Origin of the sequence: Microcoleus sp. PH2017_05_CCC_O_A (assembly GCF_020738785.1) — a bacterium.
Classification (GTDB): Bacteria; Cyanobacteriota; Cyanobacteriia; order Cyanobacteriales; family Microcoleaceae; genus Microcoleus.
In genome coordinates this window covers 51,632-76,421 of sequence record NZ_JAEQCB010000051.1, presented here as the reverse complement: position 1 = coordinate 76,421, position 24,790 = coordinate 51,632, and the positions used below count along the sequence as shown (strand labels likewise).

Sequence of the window (24,790 nt, the reverse complement as noted above, 5' to 3'; positions counted from 1 at the left end):
CAATTACCAATTACCAATTACCAATTACCAATTACCAATTACCAATTACCAATTACCAATTACCAATTACCAATTACCAAAAAGTCTTATGTTTGTTTCCGGTTTAGAGCTTTGGCAGTGGGTGAATCAAGCTAAGATTGATGCGATCGCCTCTGAGATTCCCCAAGTAGAACTCGACTGGCTGCTGCAAGAGCTGGCAGGTTTGGATAAGTTGGCTCTGCGTTTGGAGTCGTTTAAAGATTTGCCAAAAATTGAATTAAAGTTGTCTGTATCAGAACTCGATCGACTTTGGCAGCGACGGTTGCAGGAACGGGTGCCGGTGCAGTATTTAACGGGAGTTGCACATTGGCGGGATTTTTCGCTGAAAGTAACGCCGGCGGTGCTAATTCCTCGTCCTGAAACGGAATTGCTGATCGATTTGGCTGTGGATGCTGTGAAAAGCCGTTTAGAAGCAGAAAATATCAATCAAAAATCTACCCCCCCCAACCCCCCCTTATCAAGGGGGGGAGAAGATTTAAACGTATCCCAGCTTGGGGGGGGAGAATTTGCCAAATCGGATTGGGTGGATTTGGGAACCGGCAGTGGGGCGATCGCGATCGGCTTGGCTTCTGCGTTGACAAATACTACGGTTCATGCAGTAGATTGCAGTTCGGAAGCTTTGGCAGTGGCTCGACTGAATGCTGAGAATTTAGGCTTTGGATCGCGAATTAATTTTTATCAAGGTTTGTGGTGGGAACCGCTAGAATTTCTCAAGGGTAAAGTTAGCGGCATGGTGTCTAACCCGCCTTACATTCCCAGCAGCACGGTGCTGACTCTGCAACCGGAAGTTTTGAAGCACGAACCTCACCTGGCCTTAGATGGCGGTTTGGACGGCTTAGATTGCATCCGGCATTTGGTAGAAACGGCTCCCGATTATTTGGAATCTGGGGGAGTTTGGTTGGTTGAGATGATGGCGGGACAAGAAACGGCGGTGGCTGATCTGCTACAAAGTCACGGGAGTTACGGTGAAGTTCAGATATTTTCGGATTTAGCAGGAATCGATCGCTTTGCTTTAGCCTATCGTCTTTAGATTCCAAAAATATGCTGCAATTCTAAAATAGACTTGCATGGGATTTATTCGCTCTCCGATCTTGAAATTATCTGCGTCGATCTGTGTTGATCTGCTTGACATCTGTGGTTAACTTATCAATCAAAGATTTATGCAAAATCTAAAATCTAAAACCTAAAATCTACAATCTAAAATCGGATGACTCAAGTTTCGATCGCCTCCTTGATTCAAGGGGCAATTTCAGGAGATTATATTGTCAGCTTTCCTACCGATACTGTACCCGCTTTGGCGACGCGGCCCGATCGCGCGGAGTTGATTTTTGCAGCTAAAGGGCGCCGTCAAGACAAACCGCTGATTTTGATGGCTGCATCGGCTGAGGCTTTGTGGCCTTACGTGCAGGGGAGTCCAGCAGAGTTCAATTTGTGGCAGCAAATGGCCGCATCCTATTGGCCTGGGGCGTTAACTTTGGTGCTGCCGGCTTCGCCACTGGTGCCGGCTGCCATGAATGCGATCGATCGCACTACGATCGGAGTACGAGTGCCTAACTTTCCCCTTGCACTCCAGATTTTAGGGCAGACAGGCCCTTTGGCAACTACCAGTGCTAATTTATCAGGCCAAGCGCCTCTAGAGTCGGTGGCAGAAATTGAGGCACAGTTTCCCGAAGTTTTGACATTAGTTGCTACTGAATTAGCAACAGCGCCAACCGCACCGACGGCTTCGAGTTTGCCTTCGACTGTGGCTAAATGGACTGGTGGCGGTTGGGAAATATTGCGACAAGGCGCGATCGAGCTAGAATGCTAAAAGCTAAACTCCTAGGCAAAGTAATATGGCGCCGATCGGCTGGAGCGACTTGATATATTTAGGTATGGGACTCGGACTGGGTTTCGGAAGCAGTTTGATTTGGCGCAGGCAGCAAAAAAGCTCGCAACAGCCAGAACCTGCTCCCTATGTGCCTCCAACTCCTCAAGAAAATGATTTAGAGAAGTTTGATGCCCTTTCCGATCAACTGAAGCAAACTCAATTGGCTTATCAGATGGCATCGGAGATGAGTCTATTTAAGGCGGGCTTTTTGGCTCGAACTTCTCACGAGTTGCGATCGCCCCTGAGCACTATGATTGGTACGCTCCAATTAATTCTGTCGGATTTGTGCGACGATCCTGCTGAGGAGCGAGAGTTTGTCGAACAAGCTCACGTTGCAGCACTCAAGCTGGTGAAATTGATAGATGAAATTATCTCTGTTGCTAAAACTGAACACGGCACTGACACGATGGATATTGAGCCGATTCAGTTAGCTAAGGTTTTTGATGAAATTGATGATTTAACTTACTTACAAGCTGCTAATCGCAGCATTCGTCTGGAGATATTGCCACCCGATCCGGGCATTTATGTATTGGCAGATTTGCCGAGGTTTAGGCAAGTTTTAGTCAATTTGATAGATACTGCTATTGCTCAGATGGAGGAGGGAAGTATTTCTGTTTCTGCACATTCTTCGCCGGAATCTGGATGCGTTCATATTTGGGTGGACGATCAGCGCTCGGTTAGTGCTTGGAGCGAATCTTGGGATTTGCTGAAGCATGATTTGGAGTCGGATGCTACTAAGAGCAGCGATAATTCTCACGTCTCTTCTGGCATGAGGTTGTTGATGAATCAGACACTTTTAACTTTGATGAAGGGAAAGTTGGAAGTTTTGGCTGTGCCTTCTGAGTCGGAAGAGTCCAATTTTAACCGCACTCAATGTTCTATTCCTTTGGCAACTTTGTGATCGAGGAAGTTCGGCAACTGACTTTGTAACTGATTAATATCCATTCCGGCTTTGCCGAAATAATATAGAGGACACGGCAGTGCCGTGTCCCTACCGCGATCGATGGTAGGGAAACGACACTGCCGTGTCCTCCGTTTATATCATTCCGATCCTAACGGATTTGAGATAACTATCGCTCAATTAATTGTAGGAAAACGACTGTCTTGTGGCTGATTGTGGATAATAATTAATAAGTAGTAAGGTGCGCTGCGGCGCACCTACATTTTATAGATTTGGGTGGGACTTTTGTGCTGGTTTAGCAAATAGCAGTTAGCAATTCGCCTTTGCTAATTTCTAATTCGATATTCTCTTCTAAAAGCTGATTTTCAAGTACCATTGTAGTGCTGGCGTTATGCTGAAAACCGATGCGCTCGTAGAAGCTTTGTTTGTAAGTTGTCATCAGGTAAACTCGCTCTACTCGGCACATCCGAGGGTGACTCAAGACAGTTTGCACTAATTTGCGGCCGAGTCCTGCACCTTGGTAATCTGGATGAATGGCGACATCCCAGATGGTGGCTCGATAGATGCCGTCTGAGGTGGCTCTGGCAAAGCCGATCGCCTGCGGGCCATCCCAAACTGTCACAACTGGTTCGCTGTTGGCGATCGCAATTTCCCAATCTTCTATCTTGCGCGCCCTCGCCCAAAAGGCCGCTGCTTTAAATAGTTCTTGGATTTGTGGGATGTCAACGCGATCGCGACTTGTGCAAAATTGAATCTGACTGGAATCCCTAGTCGTTGATGTCATGCTCAATGTGCCTGTAAGTTTTATCTAAACTGTGTTACTTTTACTGTCTTGCAGGAGTGAAAGTTAATTTTGCTTGGGAACGATCGATGATTGAATTCCCGATTTACAAAACTATTTTTATTTATACACAAAACGCAACTAATTTCCGTAATTATTAATACTTTTTTGTATAAAGATTAGACGGCGGTTGAAACCGCTTCTAGACAAGTGAAGTCCGCCTCCGCGGACTAAAGAAGATCGCGTAATTTGTACCTCCTTGTCTTCAACCCGCGGAGGCGGGTTTTGTGTGTATAGACGCGGTTTCAACCGCCCAGTATTCCTAAAGAAGATCGCGTAATTTTTACCTCCTTGTCTTCAACCCGCGGAGGCGGGTTTTGTGTGTATAGACGCGGTTTCAACCGCCCGGTATTCCGAGTTCAAAGGTATTCGGGCATCACGAATGTCTCAGTTTTGCAGCCAGCGGGCGGCATCTTTAGCGTGATAAGTCAAAATCAAATCGGTACCAGCACGCTTGAATCCTGTCAAGGTTTCCATCACCACTCTTTCTTCATCAATCCAACCGTTGAGGGCGGCGGCTTTCACCATCGCGTATTCTCCAGAAACGTTGTAAGCAGCAACTGGCAAATTAGTGGCTTCCTTGACGCGCCAGATAATGTCCATGTACGCTAAAGCGGGTTTAACCATTAGCATATCCGCACCTTCAGCAATGTCCAGAGCAATTTCTTTGAGAGCTTCCCGGCCATTTCCTGGATCCATTTGATAGGTGCGCCGATCGCCAAATTGCGGAGCCGAATCCGCCGCATCCCGGAACGGGCCATAATAAGCTGAGGCATATTTTGCCGCGTAGGACATGATGGGAAGATCTTCAAATCCAGCCGAGTCCAATCCTTCGCGAATTGCTCCCACAAAACCGTCCATCATTCCCGAAGGTGCAATAATATCTGCACCAGCTTGAGCTTGAGCAACGGCTGTTTTTTTCAGCAATTCTAGCGTCGGATCGTTCAAAACTCGGCCGCTTAAATCTCCGACTTCCAAATAGCCACAGTGACCGTGACTCGTATATTCGCACAGACAAGTATCGACCATAACAATTAAATCTGGTACGGCTGCTTTAACTGCTGCCGTCGCTTTTTGGACGATGCCACAATCGTGCCAAGCACCTGTCGCGTCTGTATCTTTGTCTGCGGGAATGCCGAATAAAATAATCGCGGGAATACCGAGATCGTAAACTTCTTTTGCTTCTTCTACGATTTTGTCTACCGATAGCTGGTAAACTCCGGGCATCGATCTGACTTCTTTGGCAAAAGCTTCCCCTGGTACGGCAAATAGGGGGTAAATTAAGTCGCTGGTTGTCAAGATATTTTCGCGTACCATCCGGCGGAGTTGGGGATGGTTGCGGAGGCGGCGGGGGCGGTGAGTTGGAAACATAATGTTTTTTTACGGTAGATTAAAGTCCGGATTTCTGGAATTAGCGACATTTGTTTAAAAGTCTAAAGCTTATTGTTGGTCGATCGCTCTCAAGCTACGTAAAGTTCTGTAAAACTCGTGATGTCCGTGGTTCGCAGTTAGGACTTGAGGCCAATGGCATTAAAAATCATCGCATCAAAAGCTGTAAGGTAACAGCTAAATCTATCGTGGCCTGACAAAGCCAAATATCTCTCTGGGCCAGAACTCGGGCGCCATCTTCTGGTATGGGGGCGTACAGGAAATTTAACGCCAAACTCGTCTTAAATTCAACACAAATCCCGTAACCAGCCCAATCTCGCACCATTGTCAATATATTCTCGCATCTTTGTTTGGAGGGTGGAGAGACTGTCAGATGCCGATCGCAATTCTACTACAAAGTCGGGACATAGGGGAACGAAGCCTTTTCGTTCTTTTGCAGTTAGTGCTTCCCAGCGAGCTCGACTCACCCAAGAAGCATCGGGAGAACGGGTTGCACCGTTAGGAAGGATGAATCCTCCCGAAGAGTCAAAGCCTTCTCCTAAATCTTCGTGTGTTTCGCACCAGTTGCCGAGTTGCCCGCTGATGCTGAGGTTGCGGCTACTGGATTCGCCTCCTGTGGGTGGATTCACTATTAATTCTCCTTGTGCGGTTCTTTCTAATCTCAAGTCGGGATTTGCGAATACTAAGGCCTCGAATTGGTCGCCGGTGACGGTTAGGGCGATCGAATTCGGCACTTCTAGAGATATGGTTTCTAGTTGAGTAAATGTTTGTACCATAGCAACTTCTCCGTAAATTTAACCCCAAACTCGCCTTAAATTCAACACAAATCCTGGCAATACATTAACCAGCCCAATCTCGCACCATTGTCAATATATTCTCGCATCTTTGTTTGGAGGGTGGAGAGACTGTCAGATGCCGATCGCAATTCTACTACAAAGTCCGGACATAGGGGAACGAAGCCTTTTCGCTGTTTGGGTGTCAAGGCTTCGAGGCGTTCTCGACTCACCCAGGAAGCGTCGGGAGAACGGTTAGCACCGTTAGGAAGGATGAATCCTCCCGAAGAGTCAAAACCCGATCCTAAATCCTCGTTGTCATCGCACCAGCGAGCAAGTTGCCCGGTAATGTTGAAATTCCTTTCGCTGGATTCTCCGCCGGTGGGTGGATTCACTATTAATTCTCCTTCTGTGGTTCTTTCTAATCTTAAGTCGGGATTTGCCAATGCTAGGGCCTCGAATTGCTCGCAACTTACAAGCAGGGCGATCGAATTCGGCACTTCTAGAGATATGGTTTCTGGTTGAGTAAATGTTTGTACCATATTCAATTGCAGCCTTTTTTGGGTAAAAATTGGTAACAAAAAAACTATTGTGTAGGGTGCGTCGCTATGAGCTTTTCAAGCTGATGTGCAAATTATCAATAGCGACGCACCCTACGGTTTCCATAGGTTTGTAGTGAGGACTTCAGTCCGCATCAAAGAGAGGACTGAAGTCCTAACTACGAACCATTTTTTACAACTGACCAAAACCTTTTTTAGGCTTGTTTTTTTTCTTTTTCTTCTGGCCGCCCATTCCCTGCATTCCTTGCATTCCCGGCATTCCCGGCATTCCCGGCAATCCTCCCATTCCTGTAAAGTTACCTTGACTCATTTGCTGCATCATGGTACGCATTTTTTGGAAGTCACTAACGAGTTTTGTTACGTCGTTTTCTGCGTAGCCTGCGCCTTTTCCGATGCGGCGGCGGCGGGATGGAGAACTTGCTAAAAGTTCGGGATGGCGGCGTTCTTCAGTTGTCATGGAATTAATCATGGCTTCCGTGCGTTTTAGCTGCACTTCGCCTTGCCGCATTTGTTCATCGGTGAGTTTGTTCATCCCCGGAATCATTTTCATGATGCCGCCTAGGGAACCCATATTTTTTAGTAGTCTGGTTTGCTTGAGAAAGTCGGTAAAGTCAAACTTTGCCGTGAGCATTTTCTCTTGCATTTTTTCGGCATCGGCGATGTCGAATTCTTCTTGAGCTCTTTCGACTAGCGTCAAGACATCGCCCATACCGAGAATTCTCGATGCCATGCGATCGGGATAAAATGGTTGCAATGCTTCCACTTTTTCGCCGACTCCGACAAATTTAATTGGCGCGCCGGATATTTGTCGCACTGAGAGGGCTGCACCGCCGCGACTGTCGCCGTCTAATTTGGTTAAGATGGCGCCGGTAATACCGATTTGGTCGTGAAAAGTGCGGGTTAAATTCGCTGCTTCTTGGCCGGTCATGGCATCAACAACTAACAGCGTTTCGTGGGGTTGTACTGTTTGTTTGATGCGAAGCAATTCGGCCATCATGTCTTGGTCGATTTGCAGGCGGCCTGCTGTATCGACGATGATTGTATCGACGCCTAGTTGTTTGCCGTGTTCGATGCCTTGGCGGGCAATTTCTACGGGGTCAGTATCGGTGCCTAGTTCAAATACTGGTACGTCGATTTGTTTGCCGAGAGTCAGCAATTGGTCGATCGCCGCTGGTCGATAAATGTCGGTGGCGACTAGCAGTGCGGTACGATTTTGCTTGCGGAGGTGCAGCGCTAGTTTGGCGGTGGCTGTGGTTTTCCCGGTTCCTTGCAAACCGGCCATCAGGATGACTGTGGGCCCGGAGTCGGCGGTGGCGAGGGGTACGTTGGTTTCCCCCATGACGCGGACGAGTTCGTCGTGGACTATTTTGATGAATTGTTGGTCGGGACGGACGCCTGAGACGACTTCTGCGCCTTGTGCTTTGGCCGCTACTTCTGAAATGAAGTTTTTGACGACTTGGAGGTTGACATCGGCTTCCAGGAGGGCGCGGCGGACTTCTTTGAGCGCGTCTTGGATGTTGCTCTCGGAGATTTTATTTTGTCCGCGCAGTTTTTTCCAGGTGGATTCGAGTCGATCGGCAAGTGCTTCAAACATAGGGCATTGTTGGCTAGTCAGTCTTTTTCATTTTAGGGCTAAACGGGGATGTTTGATACAAGTTTTGGGAAAAGTTAGATTTTTTATTTTTTAACCGCTGATGAACGCGGATTAACGCTGAAACTACTTCAAATTCATGTAGTAGGGTACGTTTGGACAAACCCTACTTTCTGGAATATGATTAAAGTATTTTCGTCGCCTAGCCACAATTTTAATGTCTGTTTATGCCCAAAAAGATTCGAGAACTCAAAAGCTTGCTGCTAAAAGCTGGGTTTACTTATCGTTCGGCAAAAGGCAGCCATACAAGATGGGTTCATCCTTTACTACCTACTGAACCAATTACCATTGCTGGCAATGATGGCGATGATGCGAAACTGTATTTAGAGAGAGAAGTTAATCGAAAACTTGGAATATTGAAAGCAATTGAAGAAGAGGAACCTGAATCATGAAATTACCTTATATAATTGTTATTCAATGGTCGGATGAAGATAACTGCTATCTAGTTCACTTACCTGATTTTCCATCTCAGCAGTTCCACACTCATGGAGATACCTACGAAGCCGCTTTGCAGAATGCAGTAGAGGTATTAGAGCTTTTAGTTGAAGAATATCAGGTAGATGGTAAATCTCTCCCAGAACCTAAAACTTTAGTAGAAAATTTGCTGTTTGCTTGAATATAGATTTGAAGAGATCGCCATTCCCCAAAAATAGGCGATCGCTCTTTTATGTAGAAGGGCGATCGTTGTTATTGATTTTTTTATTTTTTAACCGCTGATGAACGCAGATTAACGCTGATGTGTTTGGATGTTTTACAGTTATAACCTCGCTATCAACTGTTTGCTGTCAACTGTCAACTATCAACTGCCTGCCCTGAGCGTAGCCGAATGGTCAACTGTCAACTGTCAACTGTCAACTGTCAACTGTTTAAGTATTCTGCGATCGCCCGTTGGACTGCAAACAGGGTTCGAGATCCTTTTTGGACTTTTTCGATTAACAACCTCCGTCTCAAGGATTCCACGGCTTTTAGGAATTCTGAAGGGGATAATTCCAGCAGGGCTGGCTTTTTTGAGATTTCGACTGCTTTGTTTTGATTTGCCAACCAGGACATTACTTGTTTTTCGGAGTCGGACAAACGCTGAAAATGTTGGTGCAATAAATATTCTAAGTCTCCTAAAACTAGGCTATCATAGGATAAAAATTCAGAAACTTTGCCGTTGAATAAGTCTTGAATTGCAGCGGCTATTGTATTTAACCACAAGGGATTTCCTTGGTAAAGGTCGATCAATTTTGACCAGTTTTCTGATTCTGCTAAGCCTTTTTCTGTGAAGATTTCTCGCGCTGATTCGCCTAAACCATTGAGTTGCAATGTTTGACAATTTTTCTGGTGGCTTTCTAATGCGGCAATTTCTCTGGGTTTTTCCCAACTAATCAAGATTATGCAACTGTTGTGGCATGATTCTGCTATTTGTTTGAAGAATGCGCCATAGTTTTCATAGCCTGGTTTGTAGTTTCCTGCTAGTTGTTGGCTGCTGAAGATTGTTTGGACATCATCGAGGATGATGAGACAGCGCTGCGATCGTAAATGGTGGATTACCCCCCCCAACCCCCCCTTGCTAAGGGGGGGAGAAAGAGGTTGAATCTCTTCGCCACGCCTGGGAGAAGCAGGCTGAATCTCTTCGCCCCCCCTTGATAAGGGGGAATTGGGGGGGTTAGTTTCTTGCTGCTGGGAGAGGAATTTAATTATGTCGGTTTGGAGTGATGCGAGGGGTGGCGCGTCGCGGAGGCTTCGCCAGATAATGCAGTCGAATTCGTGTTGAATTTGTGGGATTAGTTCGAGAGTCAGGGCGGTTTTGCCAATACCGGATAAGCCGAGGATGGTGATGAGGCGGGTGCGGCTTAAAATCCAGTTTTCGAGGGTTGTGAGTTCGGATTTGCGATCGAAAAATGTCGAGATTTCTGGTGCGTCGCCTAAGTCGATGCGGGGCTGTTTTGCTGTTGGTTCGGGGTTTTGGGGTGTTTTGGGCGATCGCACTTTTTCAGGACAAACATTAACCTTATTATTAACTGTTATACTCTCGCCTCTTATATTTTCAACAATTGCTGATTGATAATTATAAACTATACCCTTTTCTAATACAGCCCTAAAATTATTTTTAGTAATATTTTTTTTCAATCCTTTAGAAAGTGTTTTCCAAAGGTCCGATCCGACATTTCTGACATGACTTGGACTTGAGTAAACTTCTTGAGCAATTTGCGTGTAAGTTGCGTCTTCTAATGTTCCCCGCAGAATAGCATCTTGCACATAATCTAAATGCTTTCCCGTCTTAGCAAAAATTAGCTGATCTGCCAGTGTCAAGACTTCTGCAATATCCATAGATTCGGGAAAAGCTGGAGTTTACGCCATTCATTATACCTGACATTTCGTACAATCGTGACATTTTTGATTTTGTCATCTATCTAAAGTCAGGATTTTTCCTACACAGCTCATCCTTTATATTAATTGATTAAGGTGTTGAGAGGATATTTTATATGAAGCGCGATCGGTGGCTCAGCGGTTTGTTTCTCGCTGGGATGTTATGTGTGATGTTAGGGACGGTTGGCGCACAAGTGGCACAGGCTCAGCGCCCCATTCCTTTGGAAGACCTGCAATGTGTGAAAAGATCGGGTGATTGGGGTGCTGAGAAACGAGATATTTCTGTAGGCAGACAAATTTACACCACTGTTTTATATATTAGCCCTGATACTACTATGACTTGTCGGCTTCCTGGCGGCCCCGCTTCTCTCCGATTCGAGTTTGCGATTCCTGACACTTCGCAAGCCCCACCGGTACGAATAGATGTTTATGTAGACGGAAATCAAGTAGCTTCTCGCACTGGCGATCGAGGTAAAGTAAATACAATGCTAGTAAATATTAGTAATGGCAAAAGTCTAGCAGTAGAAGTATTTTGTGCTAGAGCCACAAATTGCGGTAGTGGTAGATACTGGTTTATGAAAGCTCAACTTGAGCCGGGGGCAAGCTCTCCAGGGAGTAAATAAATTATGAGTATCAGCCGCCGTCAATTTAATCGGATTGTCATCTGGGGTGGCGCTTCTTTTGCTGCTTCCGCCACATCCGGCATCTTTTTCCCCAAACCTGCCGAAGCTTATTCCCTAGAATTTCCGATTAGTGCCTTATCAGCCGATCGCGTTTTCAACGGTATTCAAAAACATTGTGGAGCACAACCCATCCCCGGCGTTCTCTCACCGATCGTACAAGGCAATAGTAATGTTAGCAATAAAATAGAACCAGCGGCCGCCAACGCCATTCGCACCGCAGACAAACAATTTGTCAACCGTAATTTTACCAGCCAAAGAACCGAATTAGCCGTAACTGGCAGCGGTTCCAATTTTGCATCAGATACCAGTCGGCTGTGGGGGCGGCAAAGACAGGATAAAGTCGGCCCGAATGTGGGCTTTGGCTTCGTCCAAAAGTGGGAAGATCAATACAGCGATGCCAAAATTTCTGGGCCGACAATGTGCGCTATTCATAATGCTCAAAGAGTCTTAGCCGATCAAAGATTAACACCTCCAGAAATCGCCGCTTCTGTCTTACCAACTCGATCGCGATTGGATGATTGGGGCTCTTGGGGAGGGGATGCGGATGCTTCTGCTGGGAGGAATCCCGGTGCTGTTTTTGCTCAATACGATACAGCCGCAGGTACGGTGACATCTCGCTATGATTTAGTTGAACCGGGGCCGAAAGGTTTTGGGCGGGTTGAGTATACTATTGAAGCGGAAAATCAGCCTCGGCGGGTGATTTTGGTGACGGTGAGGTTTTAGGGGAAAAGGTAATACTAGATCTGGGTTAAATATCCCCTATCGCTGTCTAGTATAATAAAATAATCCCGATCGCACACAACCGAATGGAATCTCTACCCAATAACTGGGCGGACATTCAGCCTGACATCGTATATCAAACGCTGGCTGATATGCTAGTATCTTTTAGCAAAAAGCAAATCCGCCTCGGCCAAAGATACGATGGAACCAATAAACATCTCAAAGCTATTCAAAATGGTAGAGTACCGCCCGATGGTAATATGGGTCTTGTTCCTTCGGAACAAGAAGGATACGATCTCAAATCTAAGGTGTTAGGATCGGGTGGAGATTATCGCTATCATGGAAAGTTTATTGAAGGAGTTTTACACTTTCCTGGTGTCAAAACAAGTCATTAACGGAGAATTAAGCTGATGAGTGCAGTAACTTTGACCGATCGCCAAATTTGGGATGAACTTGCTAAACTCTTAGCACCTATTAATATAGATCGCATCGCCACCCAACATTTAGAAGCCTGCAATTACACAATAAGAGGTTACTGGGATAGCAATAACAAATTTTACGAAGAAATTGCTTTAATTCATCCAATCTGTGCGGATCTAATCGGTCGATCGATAGGCACAAATCTCACCAACAACCACCCGAATTCTGACTGGATTAAACTGAAAATTTTACTCAAAGCAGATCTATCTGCTAGCAAAAAGGACTTAGTTAACGATGAGGAAGATGATGAAATTGGCGAACTCACTCTAATTTTAGATACCAATCTCAAAGTTATTGATGAAAACTGGTCGATCGACCTAGAATCTCCTTTTGTTATTGCCAAAATTCAACCAAATTAGCAGCATTCTGCTTAAAGTACGATGATTAGATCGTAACGTTTATTGTCTTTGCAGTTGCCCAATCAAATCTAATGCTTTTTGAGCATCTGCATTCATTCCTTGAGCCCTAAATAAACGAGCCGCTTGCTGCAAATCGGCGATCGCCCCTTGTCTATCTCCCATTCTCACTAACGTAATTCCTCGGTTAGCAAAAGCCTTTGCATAACTGGGATTGAGTTGAATTGCTTGAGTATAATCAGCTAAGGCAGAGCGATCGTTATTGATGCGAAACAGCGCCAATCCTCTGTTAAAATAAGTGTTAGCGCGACCGGGATTGATTTGCAGCGCTTGATTGAAATCGTCGATCGCCCCTTTTTGATCGCCCAAGTCTGAAAGCGCTAATCCTCGGTTGTTGTAAGCCGCTGCAAAGTTTCGATCCAAGCGGATGACTTGAGTATAATCGGCGATCGCCCCCGGTTTATCTCCCAATGCCGACAACACCAGCCCCCGATTGTAGTAAGCATCGACATAACTGGCATTTAGGGCGATCGCCTTGCTATAATCAGCGATACTTTTTGGCATTTGTCTCAAATCAAAATAAGCCAGTGCTCGATAAAAATAAGCTTCTACATAATCAGATTGAGTTTGAATCGCTTGGTTAAAATCGGCAACAGCACCTGACAAATCTCCCTTGTCAAATCGAGTTAAACCGCGAACATAATAAGTCTTAGCATCTTGCGGATTGTTCAGTTTCAGAGGTGCAGTAGCAGTTGGAGAGGTATTTATCAAAAGAGCCGATCGATTTAACCCAGCCTCGGATAATTTAGATAGAAAAGTGTTGATAGGAATTGCTGAATTAAATCCCGTTTTGGAGATAGCATCTATAGATGCTCCTGTATCATTTGTCGAAAAATCTAGTTCGCCTTCTCCATGAATCCCAACTACGCGCCCTTCCCCATCAAATACAGGCCCTCCACTCATTCCTTTTTGAGTTATGGCAGTATAACGCAAGGTATAACCGCGCTTATGAGTCGGAGAACGACTGGTAACAAAACCCTGTGTAAACTCAGGATTCGGCTGATTTCTCGATCTATTATTTGGATAGCCAATCACAAAAATTTGTGTACCGCTTTCTGCTTGTAGGGAATCGCCTAAAGTTACAACTCGATAAGTTTCTGTACTGTTAAATGTTGCGACTGCTAAATCCAGTTCGTTATCGGTTTTTTGTAATGGTATAACACGGGTTACTTGATGTTCTTTTCCCGTAGAACTGCGAATCTTATAGGTAGCTTTACTATTTGGAACAACGTGCTTAGCTGTCAAAACCGTGTAAGTCGTGCCTTGTTTGGCAATGATAAATCCCGTCCCGCTACGACCATCTGTTCCATTAATTTGAAGGGTGACTGATTCAGCAATTTTAGCAATTTCTTGGGGAGTTTTTGCGAAAACTGGTGCTGCTGCAAAGACGACTATTCCTGCCACCGTTACTGTTCCTGCTAGGATGCTGGCGAGGGAATCAAACCGCGAATAATCCCTATTCATAGATGATTGCTGAAGACTAAGATTTTTTATACTCCGAATAGTATAGATGAAAATCTAATATTTTAAAACCAGAAAGCCTGGAGGGAATTTTTAGGCGATCGCGATTTTTATGACATTTCGTACATTTCGTAATTTTGCCATATTTTACTTGTGGATATTCTAGGTTAGCAGCCTCGCACTGCGTCCCGAAACACTTTCAAAGCTTCTTTTTCTTCCGACATTTGCAGACATCTCCCCAGCAATTCTAGATCCAAATCCGGCAACAGCATACTCCGAGAAACTAGCTCGTAACCCTCCGAGTTCAGTTGGTAAATCGAAAACACTCCGTCTTCCCAAAACCAAACTTCCGCTACGTTAAATCTGCGGTAGTATTCCAGTTTGTTGATTGTTCCGCTAGTAAAAGTAACTTCGATCGCCAAATCGGGTGTTTCTCGCCTCCGCCGGTCTTCGCCAAAGTAGTAAGATAAATCTGGTTCCTTGCTGCTGCCTTTTGTTTCCCCTTGGAGTGTAGCGCTACCCGTCGGTCTAAAACTCATATCTTTTTCTAAAAAGAATTGACCTAGCAGCAATGCCAGCAGGCATTTAATGGTTTCGTGTTCCGGCGAAAGTGTCATAATTTCTACATATCCGTCGAGGTAAGACAAGCGAACACTGCGAGTGTACTCTAGCAAGGAATCGAGAGCTTTGAACTGCTCCCAAGTCATTGATAGCGGCAAAATCAACCGCTGTTCTGGGAGTGCAGTCAATGGGGGGTGAATTGTAGCGGTCATTTATACTTTCCCCGAGTTTGAGTTTCCTACTTCTAGATTAGCTTAAAAACTATCTAAATGGAGAACTGTTTTAATATCAATCTTGCCAAATCCGCGATATCTGTAGGGACACGGCAGTGCCGTTTCCCTACCCAAAACTAGGACACGGCAGTGCCGTTTCCCTACCTGGAACTAGGACACGGCATTGCCGTTTCCCTACCTGGAATTATCAATAGCTAAGCCAAAAACTGGAATTGAGAACCGTTAACAGCCAGAGCAAACGGACTCGCCGGTTCAAATGCACCGATAAGTTCAAAGCTGTCCGTGTTTAAAACTATCCCCAATATTTGTCCGGTAATTCGGTTTTCAATTACCATGTCGTTGAGAATTCCATCGTTGTCGTAAGCAATCAAATTATCATCTTCAAACAAAAGGTCTAATTCTGTTAAACCGTCAGTCAAACCAATGCGATCGCCCTCGTCAAAGTTAAAATCGGTAATGACATCGGCTCCATTGACTCCAGGCTGTTCGTTGCTTCTGAGGATAAATATGTCAGCACCAAGGCCTCCCGTGAGTACGTCAATTCCCCGATCGCCCGCCAAGAAATCGTTGCCGTCATTGCCCTCTAAATCGTCGTCTCCTTGCCCTCCCCGCAGGATATCGTTCCCGGCCCCCCCAAAGATTAGGTCGTTGCCGCTGTCGCCCCTAACTACGTCGTTGCCATCATTTCCATCCACACCATCGTTACCTTTACCGCCGTAAATGATGTCATTTCCGCCGCCACCACCGATAATATCGTCCCCATTATTCCCTAATAGGCGCTCGTTGGAATCCGACGAACCTGCGATCGTATCGTTGCCGTCTAGTCCCCAAACTCCCCAGGGAAAAGACGACAAATTTCCATTCTCTACGTCAATGTCATCTGATGTAGCGAATCCCAAAAGACGCGGCCCGCCGCCAGAAAATACAGGAAATCCGGTGAAATCGCCGATGAGATTGTTAAGCGTTAAAGCCATAGATATGTCCTTTCAAAAGTGTTCCTACCTGTATTATATATTTTAATTATTCCATTGCCCAATAGCAACTTTATTGGTTTTGCTTTTAATAGTGCTGTCCCCGCTCGCGATTTGTAGAATACGCGAGCTCTTGAAGTGCTCGCACTATAAAAAAAATGCTTTTTACAAAACTGAGATGCTCCCGTTTGATTGGCTAAATTCGTGGCTCGCAACCTGCTTGCCACTTGCCAATTACAAATTACCAATTCAATTATCAATGCCCAATTCCAATTACCGGGCCTGTTCTTCATTCAACCGAAAGCTGCCATATATCTCGCCTGTGAGTCAAATATAGCCTTTCTCAAAAAGATGAGGTATGGCTGACGGCTTCTATAACCACATAAAAGAGGGCCCAAGCCCAACAACGTACCTGATATTTCTGAGAACCGCTATAGCATTAGTCGCTGACACTATCCACTACGGCACACCACTTATAATGGGTGTTACCAGCCAGGTCGCAAACACGTTAATATCACTTATAACGTCAAGACTCAGAGCTTGTTTGTGAAGAAAAGTAAAAATTTAGGAACATATCGTCCGAGAAAATACTTAGTTTCGGATACATACACAGAAACTTTACAAACAGGCTCTAAGTTCTTGACAAATCCATAAATCGCCGATCGCTCACATTGTTTAACAAAATCTACTGCTTTCAGGTGTTTTCCTCATGCCTACTCCTAAATCATCTTCCTCTCAAAACAATAACAACTCCGTAAAATCACTGCCAACGGCAGATCCAGATATCATTGCGACAGAGCAAGACAGTGAGAATCTGCCCAACGAACCAGATGTGGAACAGCTACTCGAAGCTTTGACGGCTCAAGTACCGACTCAATCTGCTGAAATTGAACGCTTGAAAACTTGGAAACAAGATTTAGAGCGACTGTTTCAATTTCTGGGCGATCGCCGCGTTTTAATCGCAGTGATGGAACCGGGAACTTTCGCTCTGCGTTACGCTAACGCGGCATTTTGTCGCTTGGCGGGCTGGGAGGGAACGCCTTTGGTAACTCAATCTCATAACGGTTGGTTTACAGAAACTGGGATCTGTTTGCTAGAACTGTTCGAGGATTGTGATGCAAAAATAGTAGAACAATTGTACCGCCGCCACCTTTTACACTGGGTATTTAAGCAATTTTATGAAATAAGCCTCGATGGTTTGCGGGTGCTAGATGAACCTGTCACGGTGAGCATTAAAAATCCGCAACAGGATGAATCTAGATTTATTGAATTTTGGCTGGGTTCGGAACAGTTGAAAATTACTCAGATTAATTCAAAAAAAGATGAATTTGCAGATCTTCCCTTAAATTTAATGCCTGTTGCAGAACGGGAAGCTTGGCTGATGCAGCCTAATCAATTGGGAAGTTTAGCCGATCGACTAAATTTAGATAATTACCGCATCGAAGGTTTGCTGCTGCTAGAAGGTTTTGATGTCACGGTACAGGAGCAAATTCGCCGCCTGACTCAGTTATTGATCGATCGCGATTCCATGCTGCGCCCTGACAAATTTGAGAGAATCGATCGCTATTTGCGATCGCTCTTTAATGCTGACGGCACTTTGCTTTTGCGCCCCGACGGCGAACAGGTACAGCTATTAGTTGCTAAAGACGGCCATCATTTGCAGCCGGTTGCTTATTCAATGGAGTCCCTAGAAACTTCTCACTTTTTCAAGGCTACCGCAGCAAATCAAGTTTGGAACGTCCCAGACTTGCGCCGGGAGTGCCGCACCGAGTGCGAGCGAACTTTGCGGAAAATGGGCGCTCAATCGATGCTGCTGGTGCCCCTGGTAGTCAAATCAGTCACCCGCGAGGGCTGCGGGCTGCGGATTTTGGGCGTTGTGGGGCTGTTGTGCGATCGCCCCAACCACTTCAACAACATTGACGCCCAACACGCCCAAGAACTCATTCCCGCCTTCATTGCAGCCCTGCGGCAAGCCATCCAGCAGCGGTTTACCCACATTCACAACATTCATCCCGCAGTCGAGTGGCGCTTCGCCCAAGAAGCAGAAAGGCGAAGTTGGGGACTGCCCCAAGAGACGATCGTATTTGCAGACGTTCATCCCCTCTACGGAATTTCCGACATCCGCGGTTCCAGCGACGAAAGAAACCGAGCCATTCAAACAGATTTGCTCGAACAATTCCGCTTGGGTTTAGCCATAGCCGATGCCGTTTGTAAAACACAAACTACCCACCTCGGCGAGCAACTGCGGCTCGACTTGCTCGACTACATCGAGCATTTAAAAGAAAAAGTCACAGTCGATATGGAGGTGCGAGCAGCCGAATATTTAAACGAGCGTTTAGAAGTGTATTTTGACTACTTTGTGCAGTGTAGCCCCACGGTTCAGGCAGCAGTTGAAGCTTACCAAGCCGCCTGCGATAACGAACACAACTGCGTTTATGGCGATCGTAACCGCTACGATCAAATGTTAAACCTAATCAGCACCAAACTCCAAGAAACCTGGACTCGCTGGCAAGAAAAAATGCAGCAAATCCTCCCCCACTACTGCGACATCGAATGCACCGACGGCATGGATCACATGATATATGTCGGAAAGGCGATCGATCCCAAATTCAGCCAATTTCATTTGCACAGTTTGCGGTACGAACAACTGCGAGCAATTTGCGACTGCGGTCGCACAGTTTTTCGCCTGCAAGCCGAGTCTCAAATTAACATGGAACTAGCCCATTTAGTCTTAGTACAAAATACCACCATCGACATTTTTCATAATGAAAATACCGAAAAAATGTTTGATGTCAAAGGCACCCGCGACATCCGCTACGAACTCGTCAAAAAGCGCATCGAAAAAGCCGTTGACAAAGACGCACAAGAGCGAATTACCCAATCAGGAATGCTAACCGTAGTTTATTCAACCGAAGACGAATGGGAAGAGTACCAACAATACCTGCGCTACTTGTCTCGCGAAGGTTGGGTAGAAGCAAAAGTGCAGACAGGGATGGTAGAATCACTGCAAGGAGTCAGCGGTTTAAAATTTGCCCGCGTCCGTATTTTACCGGAACCCGAATCAATTGTTCATATCAGTGAAGTTACGGTCGTACAAGATTGAAAATCGCTAATTTAAACAGCAATTACTACGAGTAAGGTGCGCTGCGGCGCACCCTACAAAATGTCTATTGATGAGTGCAAGCCTGACCCAGCAAGGTTTTCATCAAGCTTTTGTACGTTGCTTGTGATTTGTAGCGTCAAAAAGTGCGATCGGCATCACATAAATTTTCCCTAAATTAGCGCTAGTCTAGGCTAAATTAGATGCCATAAATTTTTAAAATAAACCTATGCAAATTTTTTCAGAATACCAAATACATTCTACTCTGCACGAAGGTGCCGAAACAATTATTTATCGCGGACAGAGAGCGAGCGACGAGTCCGCAACAATTCTTAAAGTTCTCAAAGCCGAATATCCCACACTCGAAGCCATTACCCGCCTCAAACACGAATATCAAATCCGCCAAAATTTAGATAGCAAACAAATCGTCAAAGCCATCAGTCTCAAAACCTTTAACCACCGATTAGGCATAGTTTTAGAGGACTTTGGCGGCGAGTCTCTCGGACAACTACTCGAAAAAGCAAGGCTGAGTTTGCTAGCAACTTTAAACATCGCCATCCAAATCGTCAAAGCCTTAGAATACCTGCACCAAAATCAGATTATTCACAAAGACATCAAACCCAGCAACATCATTATCAACTCCCAAACAAAACAAGTTAAACTCACCGACTTCGGGATTGCGACAAAACTAAACAAAGAAAACCCACAATTTAACAATCCCAACTCCGTCGAAGGCACATTAGCTTATATGTCTCCCGAACAAACCGGGAGAATGAACCGCACCCTCGACTACCGCACCGACTTTTATTCACTCGGAATTACCTTGTATGAAATGCTGACAGGTGAACTGCCATTTCCGAGTAAAGACCCTTTAGAAATAGTTTACAGCCACATCGCAACTCAAGCAATTTCGGCCGCTCAAATCAATTCGGAAATTCCCACATCAATCTCAGGAATAGTGATGAAATTGATGTCAAAAAATGCCGAAGATAGATATCAAAGTGCAGCCGGATTATTGGCAGACTTAGAAAATTGTTTGCATCAGTTAGAAGCAACAGGAGAAATAATCGATTTTATCCCCGGACGCTTAGATATTCTCAGCCAATTGTTGATACCCCAAAAATTATACGGTAGAGAAAACCAAGTCAACGAACTATTAGCAGCCTTTGAACGTGTAGGGGCGGGTTCGCCCGAATCTTTGCCACCCAACCAAAATACAGAAAAACCCGCCCCCCCCAACGCCGAAACCCTTTCGCCCCAATCTTTACCACCCAACCAAAATACAGAAAAACCCGCCCGTTCCCAAAGCGAACTAATGCTAGTATCCGGTTATTCTGGCATCGGCAAATCAGCAGTCGTCAACGAAGTTAGCAAACCAATAACTCGCTCAAAAGGTTACTTCATCAGCGGCAAATTCGACCAATTCAAACGTAACATTCCCTACGCATCATTAATTCAAGCATTCAACTCGCTGCTGCGCCAATTGCTCACAGAAAGCACTGCTGCTATAGAAACATGGCGCACTAAAATTTTAACAGCTTTGGAAACTAACGGCAAAGTAATTTCCGATGTAATTCCGGAAGTTGAATTGATTATCGGTAAACAGCCAGAAGTAGCAGAACTCTCCCCTGTAGAATCGCAGAATCGCTTCAATCGCGTATTCAAAGAATTTATTCGCGTCTTCGCCCAAAAAGAACACCCGCTAGTTATCTTTTTAGACGATTTGCAGTGGTCAGATTCAGCTACATTAAAGTTAATGCAAACACTGATAACTGACCCCGACCAGCAATATTTGTTGCTAATCGGTGCTTATCGAGACAATGAAGTTAGTCCGACTCACCCGTTAATTCAGACAGTAGAAGAGATTGAAAAAACGGGTACGGTTGTCAACAATATTGTATTGCAACCGCTAGAGTTAGAAAATGTAACGGAATTAGTCTTTGAAACCCTTAGCAATTTCACAGAAAAAACCAACGATTTAGCCGAATTAATCTGCAATAAAACGGGAGGAAATCCTTTTTTTTTAACGCAACTGTTACAAGCACTTTATCAAGAAAACTTTTTAAAATTCGAGTTCGATTATCTAGCAGGTAAAGGAGGCTGGGATTGGAGTATTGATGAAATTCAAGCGATTGGAATCACCGATAAAAGTGTCGTAGAACTCGTAGCTTCTCGCATTGAAAAGTTGCCCGCAGCCACGCAAGAAGTGTTAAAATTAGCAGCTTGCGTGGGCGATAAATTTGCTCTAGATGTACTGTCACTTGTCAGCGAAGAGTCAGTGAATGTTACAGCTACTGAACTTTATTCAGCTTTGCAAGCAGGGTTGATTCTGCCGTTGAGCGATGCTTATCGCATTCCTTTGGTTTTCGATCGCGCTGAATCGATCGACCTCAAATTAGATACTTCGCGGGTTAGTTACAAATTTTTGCACGATCGCGTCCAGCAAGCCGCCTATTCTCTCATTCCCGAAAATCAAAAGCAATCCACCCATTTAAAAATTGGCGAATTACTGTTACAGAATACTCCACCCGAAAAGCTAGAAGAAAACATCTTTGATATTGTCAATCAGTTGAATGTGGGAATTGACACAATTAGCCAGCCAGCAGAAAAGACGCAGTTAGCCGAATTAAATTTAACTGCGGGACGCAAAGCAAAATCAGCGAATGCTTATGAAGCTGCTGTGAGGTATTTGCGGGTGGCGATGGGATTATTGCCAGAGGATAGTTGGGACAGTCAGTATCAATTAACGTTAGCAATTTATGAATCAACAGCGGGAGCTGAATACTTAAATACGAACTATTCAATCTCAAAAGAATTAGTTGATGTTATTCTAAGTCGGGCTAAAACTTTACTGGACAAACTCAATGTTTATGAGCTGCAAATTCAGTCTTATACTGTTCAAAATAGAGTTAGTGAAGCAGTAAATACAGGGCTGGAAGTCCTAAAATTGTTAGGAATTTATTTTCCTCAAAATCCCAAATTATTGAATATCTTGGTGGAATTGATTAATACAAAACTGAGATTGGGGTTGAAAGGAATTGAGGATTTAGCTAATTTGCCAGAAATGACAGATTCTAAAAAACAAGCAACCATGCGAATTTTATCAGGGATTCTGGGTACCGCGATGGCGGTCAAGCCCAGACTATTACCATTGTTAGTATTTATGATGGTTAAGCTGTCCATTAAATATGGAAATTCGCCTTATGCTAGTGTCGCTTACGTTTTTTATGGTGCAATTTTGTGTGGAATAGGAGACATTAGTTTAGGATACCAATTTGGTCAATTGGCAATTAGGCTTTTAGATAGATTTCCATCTGATTCTATCAAAAGTAGAGTTTATCTAATACTTACTTGTTCAATTCAACACCGTAAAGTAGATATCAAGTTAGCCTTGAGTTATATGATGGAAGGGTTTAAGGCTGCAATCGAAACTGGAGATTTACCGTATGTTGGTTATTCTGTCAATGGATATTGTACTTATAAACTGTGGATGGGAGAGCCTCTCGAACTGGTTGAAGAGGAAATAAGTAAGTATCTAAAATTAATGCAGAAACTTAAACAAGAAGGCTCTTCACAATGTATTAGTATATTGAGATATACAGCCATAATTTTGCGTGGTCAATCTGTAGAATCATGTAACTTGGTAGATAAGAAGTTTAATGAAGACCAAATTGTTACGGCTGCAATTGAAACTAAAAACTTTTTTTTAGTTTGTTTTATTTGTAATGCCAAATCTATGATTAATTTCTTCTTCGGCAATTATGCACAAGCTTCAGAAAATTCAAGGTTATTTGAGAAATATGAAGAATCAGTTTCTGGATTTTATCTAGTTTCCTTGAATAATTTTTACTACTCTCTCAGTCTCCTAGCTTTGTATTCCCAATCTGACAAAGAGGGGCAAAAGCAATATTTAAATAAATTGGTACAAAACCAAAATAAAATGAAAAAATGGGCTGTTGATGCTCCAATGAATTATCAACACAAATATGACTTGGTAGCAGCGGAGAAAGCGCGGGTATTGGGGTATGATACGCAAGCAATGGATTTGTACGATCGCGCAATTGCTGGAGCTGCCAAAAATGGTTATATTCAAGAGGAAGCATTAGCCTATGAATTAGCCGGAGAATTCTATCAATTTCTGGGAAAACAGATAATTTCTCAAGCATATCTGACTAAGGCTTATTACGGCTATATCCGCTGGGGAGCTCTAGCGAAAGTTAAACACTTGGAATCAAGACATCCTTTCTTAGTAGCACAAACGCGCGCAACAGAAACTCGACCCATCGATGTCACGCGCACTAATACTGGAAGCACTACCAGCAACAGTTTAGGCGATTTTTTAGACGTGGCTACTTTTATTAAGTCTTCGCAAGCCATTAACAGTGAAATTGTCCTGGACAACTTGCTGACAAAATTAATCACAATCATTTTAGAAAATGCGGCGGCTCAAAAAGTTGCGCTGCTGCTGCTAAAAGATAATAAACTCTACATCGAAGCTGTAGGAAATTCTACTGATACCCAGGCTACAGTTTTACGATCTATACCATTTGAAAATAGTCAAGATTTGCCTGTTTCTGCTATAAACTATGTTTTTCGCACTCAAAAGCCTCTGGTATTGGATGATGCGACTGTTACTGCACCTTTTAATGCGGATGCGTACATTCGAGAATTTGAAATTAAATCAATCCTGTGTTTGCCCGTTATTTATCAATCCCAGTTGCAAGGGATTATTTATCTGGAAAATAAGTTAGCGGCAGCAGCTTTTACCGCAGACAGGGTGGAAGTTTTAAAGGTTTTAGTTAGTCAAGTCGCTATTGCGATCGAGAATGCTCGTTTGTACGCGCGCGAGCAAGAAAAATCCCAACAGTTAGAAAAGTCTTTTGCGGAACTGCAACAAGCGCAATTGCAATTAATTCAAGGTGAAAAAATGTCTTCTTTGGGCAATTTAGTTGCTGGTGTCGCTCACGAAATTAACAATCCAGTCGGTTTTATTTCGGGGAATATTACCGAAGCTACTGCGGCTGTGGGCGATTTAATTAGCCACTTGCGACTGTATCAGGAAGAAGTTCTCGATCCTAGCTCAAAAATTGCACAGGATGCTGAGGATATTGATTTGGAGTATCTTATAGAAGATTTGCCGAAAATGTTGGGGTCGATGAAAGTTGGGTGCGATCGCATTCGCAATATTAGCACATCTCTCCGCACGTTCTCCCGTGGGGACACCCGCCAAAAAGTGTCGGCGGATATCCATGAAGGAATTGACAGCACTTTAATGATTTTACAGCATCGCTTGAAAGCTAATCCAGGCCGCCCGCTGATTCAAGTGGTTAAGGAGTATGGAAATATTCCGAAAGTTAAGTGTTATTTGGGACAGTTGAATCAGGTGTTTATGAATTTGTTGGCAAATGCGATCGACTGTTTTGACGAATTCAATCGGGGTCGCAGTTATGCTTCTGTTGAGGCTGTACCTAATACGATCGCCATTATCACCCATGTCTCGCCGGATAACAACAGCGTGGTGATTCGCATCAAAGATAACGGGGGAGGGATGTCGCCGGATGTGAGGGCGAAAATATTTGACCATTTGTTTACTACGAAGGGAGTCGGGAAGGGTACGGGTTTGGGGCTGTCTATCAGCCGCCAAATTGTGGAGGAAACCCACGGTGGTAAGCTGACTTGCGAATCTGTGTTGGGCGCAGGTACGGAATTTGCGATCGAAGTGCCGATCGACTGATTGTCGGTGCGATCGCCCTCACTCTTTTAAGATACAAGGTCAAGACAGTATC

At 44.5% G+C, this 24,790-nt stretch carries 18 protein-coding genes and 2 pseudogenes; 11 read left to right on the top strand and 9 right to left on the bottom strand.

All coding sequences use genetic code 11. From position 1 onward, the window contains the following. The first annotated feature begins 88 nt into the window (after window positions 1–88). From JGK20_RS13805 to JGK20_RS13795, 3 genes are all read left to right on the top strand, one after another. Window positions 89–1,069, top strand: a complete 981-nt coding sequence (locus JGK20_RS13805; RefSeq protein WP_293230865.1) for a HemK/PrmC family methyltransferase — start codon at window positions 89–91, stop codon at window positions 1,067–1,069. A gap of 177 nt (window positions 1,070–1,246) precedes the next feature. Continuing rightward, complete coding sequence (locus JGK20_RS13800) at window positions 1,247–1,849, top strand: L-threonylcarbamoyladenylate synthase (RefSeq protein WP_293181748.1); 603 nt, start codon at window positions 1,247–1,249, stop codon at window positions 1,847–1,849. A 25-nt stretch (window positions 1,850–1,874) separates the two neighbouring features. Continuing rightward, window positions 1,875–2,810: a HAMP domain-containing sensor histidine kinase gene (locus JGK20_RS13795; RefSeq protein ID WP_293181746.1), complete on the top strand. Its 936-nt coding sequence runs from the start codon at window positions 1,875–1,877 to the stop codon at window positions 2,808–2,810. A gap of 295 nt (window positions 2,811–3,105) precedes the next feature. Here the strand turns inward: JGK20_RS13795 and JGK20_RS13790 are convergent, their stop codons facing one another. From JGK20_RS13790 to ffh, 5 genes and pseudogenes are all read right to left on the bottom strand, one after another. Continuing rightward, window positions 3,106–3,594, bottom strand: coding sequence for a GNAT family N-acetyltransferase (locus JGK20_RS13790; RefSeq protein WP_293230861.1), 489 nt, complete (start codon window positions 3,592–3,594; stop codon window positions 3,106–3,108). Between the two features lie 444 nt (window positions 3,595–4,038). Then, window positions 4,039–5,022 (bottom strand): porphobilinogen synthase, encoded by a 984-nt coding sequence (hemB, locus tag JGK20_RS13785; RefSeq protein ID WP_293181743.1) that lies wholly within the window; start codon window positions 5,020–5,022, stop codon window positions 4,039–4,041. 320 nt (window positions 5,023–5,342) lie between these two features. Next, a pseudogene (locus JGK20_RS13780) lies at window positions 5,343–5,816 on the bottom strand (Uma2 family endonuclease); the annotation flags it as partial. Between the two features lie 65 nt (window positions 5,817–5,881). Further along, window positions 5,882–6,355, bottom strand: a pseudogene (locus JGK20_RS13775) (Uma2 family endonuclease); the annotation flags it as partial. Between the two features lie 190 nt (window positions 6,356–6,545). Then, on the bottom strand, window positions 6,546–7,967 hold the full coding sequence (gene ffh / locus JGK20_RS13770) for a signal recognition particle protein (protein WP_293190876.1): 1,422 nt from the start codon (window positions 7,965–7,967) through the stop codon (window positions 6,546–6,548). 224 nt (window positions 7,968–8,191) lie between these two features. On the opposite strand from ffh, the gene JGK20_RS13765 reads away from it, so the two are divergent. Next, complete coding sequence (locus tag JGK20_RS13765; protein ID WP_293181737.1) at window positions 8,192–8,416, top strand: type II toxin-antitoxin system HicA family toxin; 225 nt, start codon at window positions 8,192–8,194, stop codon at window positions 8,414–8,416. Next, window positions 8,413–8,640, top strand: a complete 228-nt coding sequence (locus JGK20_RS13760; protein ID WP_293181735.1) for a type II toxin-antitoxin system HicB family antitoxin — start codon at window positions 8,413–8,415, stop codon at window positions 8,638–8,640. Before JGK20_RS13765 ends, JGK20_RS13760 begins: the two co-directional genes overlap by 4 nt. A 242-nt stretch (window positions 8,641–8,882) precedes the next feature. On the opposite strand, the gene JGK20_RS13755 is transcribed toward JGK20_RS13760, so the two are convergent. Continuing rightward, window positions 8,883–10,340 (bottom strand): ATP-binding protein, encoded by a 1,458-nt coding sequence (locus JGK20_RS13755; protein WP_293230858.1) that lies wholly within the window; start codon window positions 10,338–10,340, stop codon window positions 8,883–8,885. A 155-nt stretch (window positions 10,341–10,495) separates the two neighbouring features. Between JGK20_RS13755 and JGK20_RS13750 the strand changes: the two genes are divergently transcribed. The 4 genes from JGK20_RS13750 to JGK20_RS13735 all read left to right on the top strand — a co-directional run bounded on the left by JGK20_RS13750 (window position 10,496) and on the right by JGK20_RS13735 (window position 12,621). Further along, window positions 10,496–11,002: a hypothetical protein gene (locus JGK20_RS13750; protein ID WP_293230855.1), complete on the top strand. Its 507-nt coding sequence runs from the start codon at window positions 10,496–10,498 to the stop codon at window positions 11,000–11,002. A gap of 3 nt (window positions 11,003–11,005) precedes the next feature. Then, a complete protein-coding gene (locus JGK20_RS13745; RefSeq protein ID WP_293230852.1) occupies window positions 11,006–11,785 on the top strand; it encodes a Tat pathway signal protein in 780 nt (259 codons plus the stop codon). A gap of 83 nt (window positions 11,786–11,868) precedes the next feature. Continuing rightward, complete coding sequence (locus JGK20_RS13740) at window positions 11,869–12,177, top strand: hypothetical protein (RefSeq protein WP_293181727.1); 309 nt, start codon at window positions 11,869–11,871, stop codon at window positions 12,175–12,177. A 15-nt stretch (window positions 12,178–12,192) separates the two neighbouring features. Further along, a complete protein-coding gene (locus tag JGK20_RS13735; protein ID WP_293181725.1) occupies window positions 12,193–12,621 on the top strand; it encodes a hypothetical protein in 429 nt (142 codons plus the stop codon). Window positions 12,622–12,660: 39 nt separating this feature from the next. Here the strand turns inward: JGK20_RS13735 and JGK20_RS13730 are convergent, their stop codons facing one another. The 3 genes from JGK20_RS13730 to JGK20_RS13720 all read right to left on the bottom strand — a co-directional run bounded on the left by JGK20_RS13730 (window position 12,661) and on the right by JGK20_RS13720 (window position 15,907). Next, on the bottom strand, window positions 12,661–14,142 hold the full coding sequence (locus tag JGK20_RS13730; protein ID WP_293230849.1) for a tetratricopeptide repeat-containing serine protease family protein: 1,482 nt from the start codon (window positions 14,140–14,142) through the stop codon (window positions 12,661–12,663). Window positions 14,143–14,306: 164 nt separating this feature from the next. After that, complete coding sequence (locus JGK20_RS13725) at window positions 14,307–14,912, bottom strand: Uma2 family endonuclease (protein WP_293212680.1); 606 nt, start codon at window positions 14,910–14,912, stop codon at window positions 14,307–14,309. A 215-nt stretch (window positions 14,913–15,127) separates the two neighbouring features. Beyond that, window positions 15,128–15,907, bottom strand: a complete 780-nt coding sequence (locus tag JGK20_RS13720; RefSeq protein WP_293230846.1) for a calcium-binding protein — start codon at window positions 15,905–15,907, stop codon at window positions 15,128–15,130. Between the two features lie 706 nt (window positions 15,908–16,613). Between JGK20_RS13720 and JGK20_RS13715 the strand changes: the two genes are divergently transcribed. Further along, entirely contained in the window at window positions 16,614–19,007 is a 2,394-nt protein-coding gene (locus JGK20_RS13715; RefSeq protein ID WP_293212678.1) for a GAF domain-containing protein, read from the top strand. A 226-nt stretch (window positions 19,008–19,233) separates the two neighbouring features. Then, window positions 19,234–24,738 carry an ATP-binding sensor histidine kinase gene (locus JGK20_RS13710; protein WP_293204329.1) on the top strand — a complete coding sequence of 1,835 codons (5,505 nt, stop codon included), beginning with the start codon at window positions 19,234–19,236 and terminating at the stop codon, window positions 24,736–24,738. Window positions 24,739–24,790: the final 52 nt, after the last annotated feature.

Coding starts and splice junctions, on each gene's coding strand:
- JGK20_RS13715 (WP_293212678.1), top strand. CDS start 16,614: ATGCCTACTCCTAAATCATCTTCCTCTCAAAACAATAACAACTCCGTA.
- JGK20_RS13790 (WP_293230861.1), bottom strand. CDS start 3,594: ATGACATCAACGACTAGGGATTCCAGTCAGATTCAATTTTGCACAAGT.
- JGK20_RS13745 (WP_293230852.1), top strand. CDS start 11,006: ATGAGTATCAGCCGCCGTCAATTTAATCGGATTGTCATCTGGGGTGGC.
- JGK20_RS13800 (WP_293181748.1), top strand. CDS start 1,247: ATGACTCAAGTTTCGATCGCCTCCTTGATTCAAGGGGCAATTTCAGGA.
- JGK20_RS13740 (WP_293181727.1), top strand. CDS start 11,869: ATGGAATCTCTACCCAATAACTGGGCGGACATTCAGCCTGACATCGTA.
- JGK20_RS13795 (WP_293181746.1), top strand. CDS start 1,875: ATGGCGCCGATCGGCTGGAGCGACTTGATATATTTAGGTATGGGACTC.
- JGK20_RS13750 (WP_293230855.1), top strand. CDS start 10,496: ATGAAGCGCGATCGGTGGCTCAGCGGTTTGTTTCTCGCTGGGATGTTA.
- JGK20_RS13765 (WP_293181737.1), top strand. CDS start 8,192: ATGCCCAAAAAGATTCGAGAACTCAAAAGCTTGCTGCTAAAAGCTGGG.
- hemB (WP_293181743.1), bottom strand. CDS start 5,022: ATGTTTCCAACTCACCGCCCCCGCCGCCTCCGCAACCATCCCCAACTC.
- JGK20_RS13735 (WP_293181725.1), top strand. CDS start 12,193: ATGAGTGCAGTAACTTTGACCGATCGCCAAATTTGGGATGAACTTGCT.
- JGK20_RS13805 (WP_293230865.1), top strand. CDS start 89: ATGTTTGTTTCCGGTTTAGAGCTTTGGCAGTGGGTGAATCAAGCTAAG.
- JGK20_RS13760 (WP_293181735.1), top strand. CDS start 8,413: ATGAAATTACCTTATATAATTGTTATTCAATGGTCGGATGAAGATAAC.
- JGK20_RS13755 (WP_293230858.1), bottom strand. CDS start 10,340: ATGGATATTGCAGAAGTCTTGACACTGGCAGATCAGCTAATTTTTGCT.
- JGK20_RS13710 (WP_293204329.1), top strand. CDS start 19,234: ATGCAAATTTTTTCAGAATACCAAATACATTCTACTCTGCACGAAGGT.
- ffh (WP_293190876.1), bottom strand. CDS start 7,967: ATGTTTGAAGCACTTGCCGATCGACTCGAATCCACCTGGAAAAAACTG.
- JGK20_RS13730 (WP_293230849.1), bottom strand. CDS start 14,142: ATGAATAGGGATTATTCGCGGTTTGATTCCCTCGCCAGCATCCTAGCA.
- JGK20_RS13725 (WP_293212680.1), bottom strand. CDS start 14,912: ATGACCGCTACAATTCACCCCCCATTGACTGCACTCCCAGAACAGCGG.
- JGK20_RS13720 (WP_293230846.1), bottom strand. CDS start 15,907: ATGGCTTTAACGCTTAACAATCTCATCGGCGATTTCACCGGATTTCCT.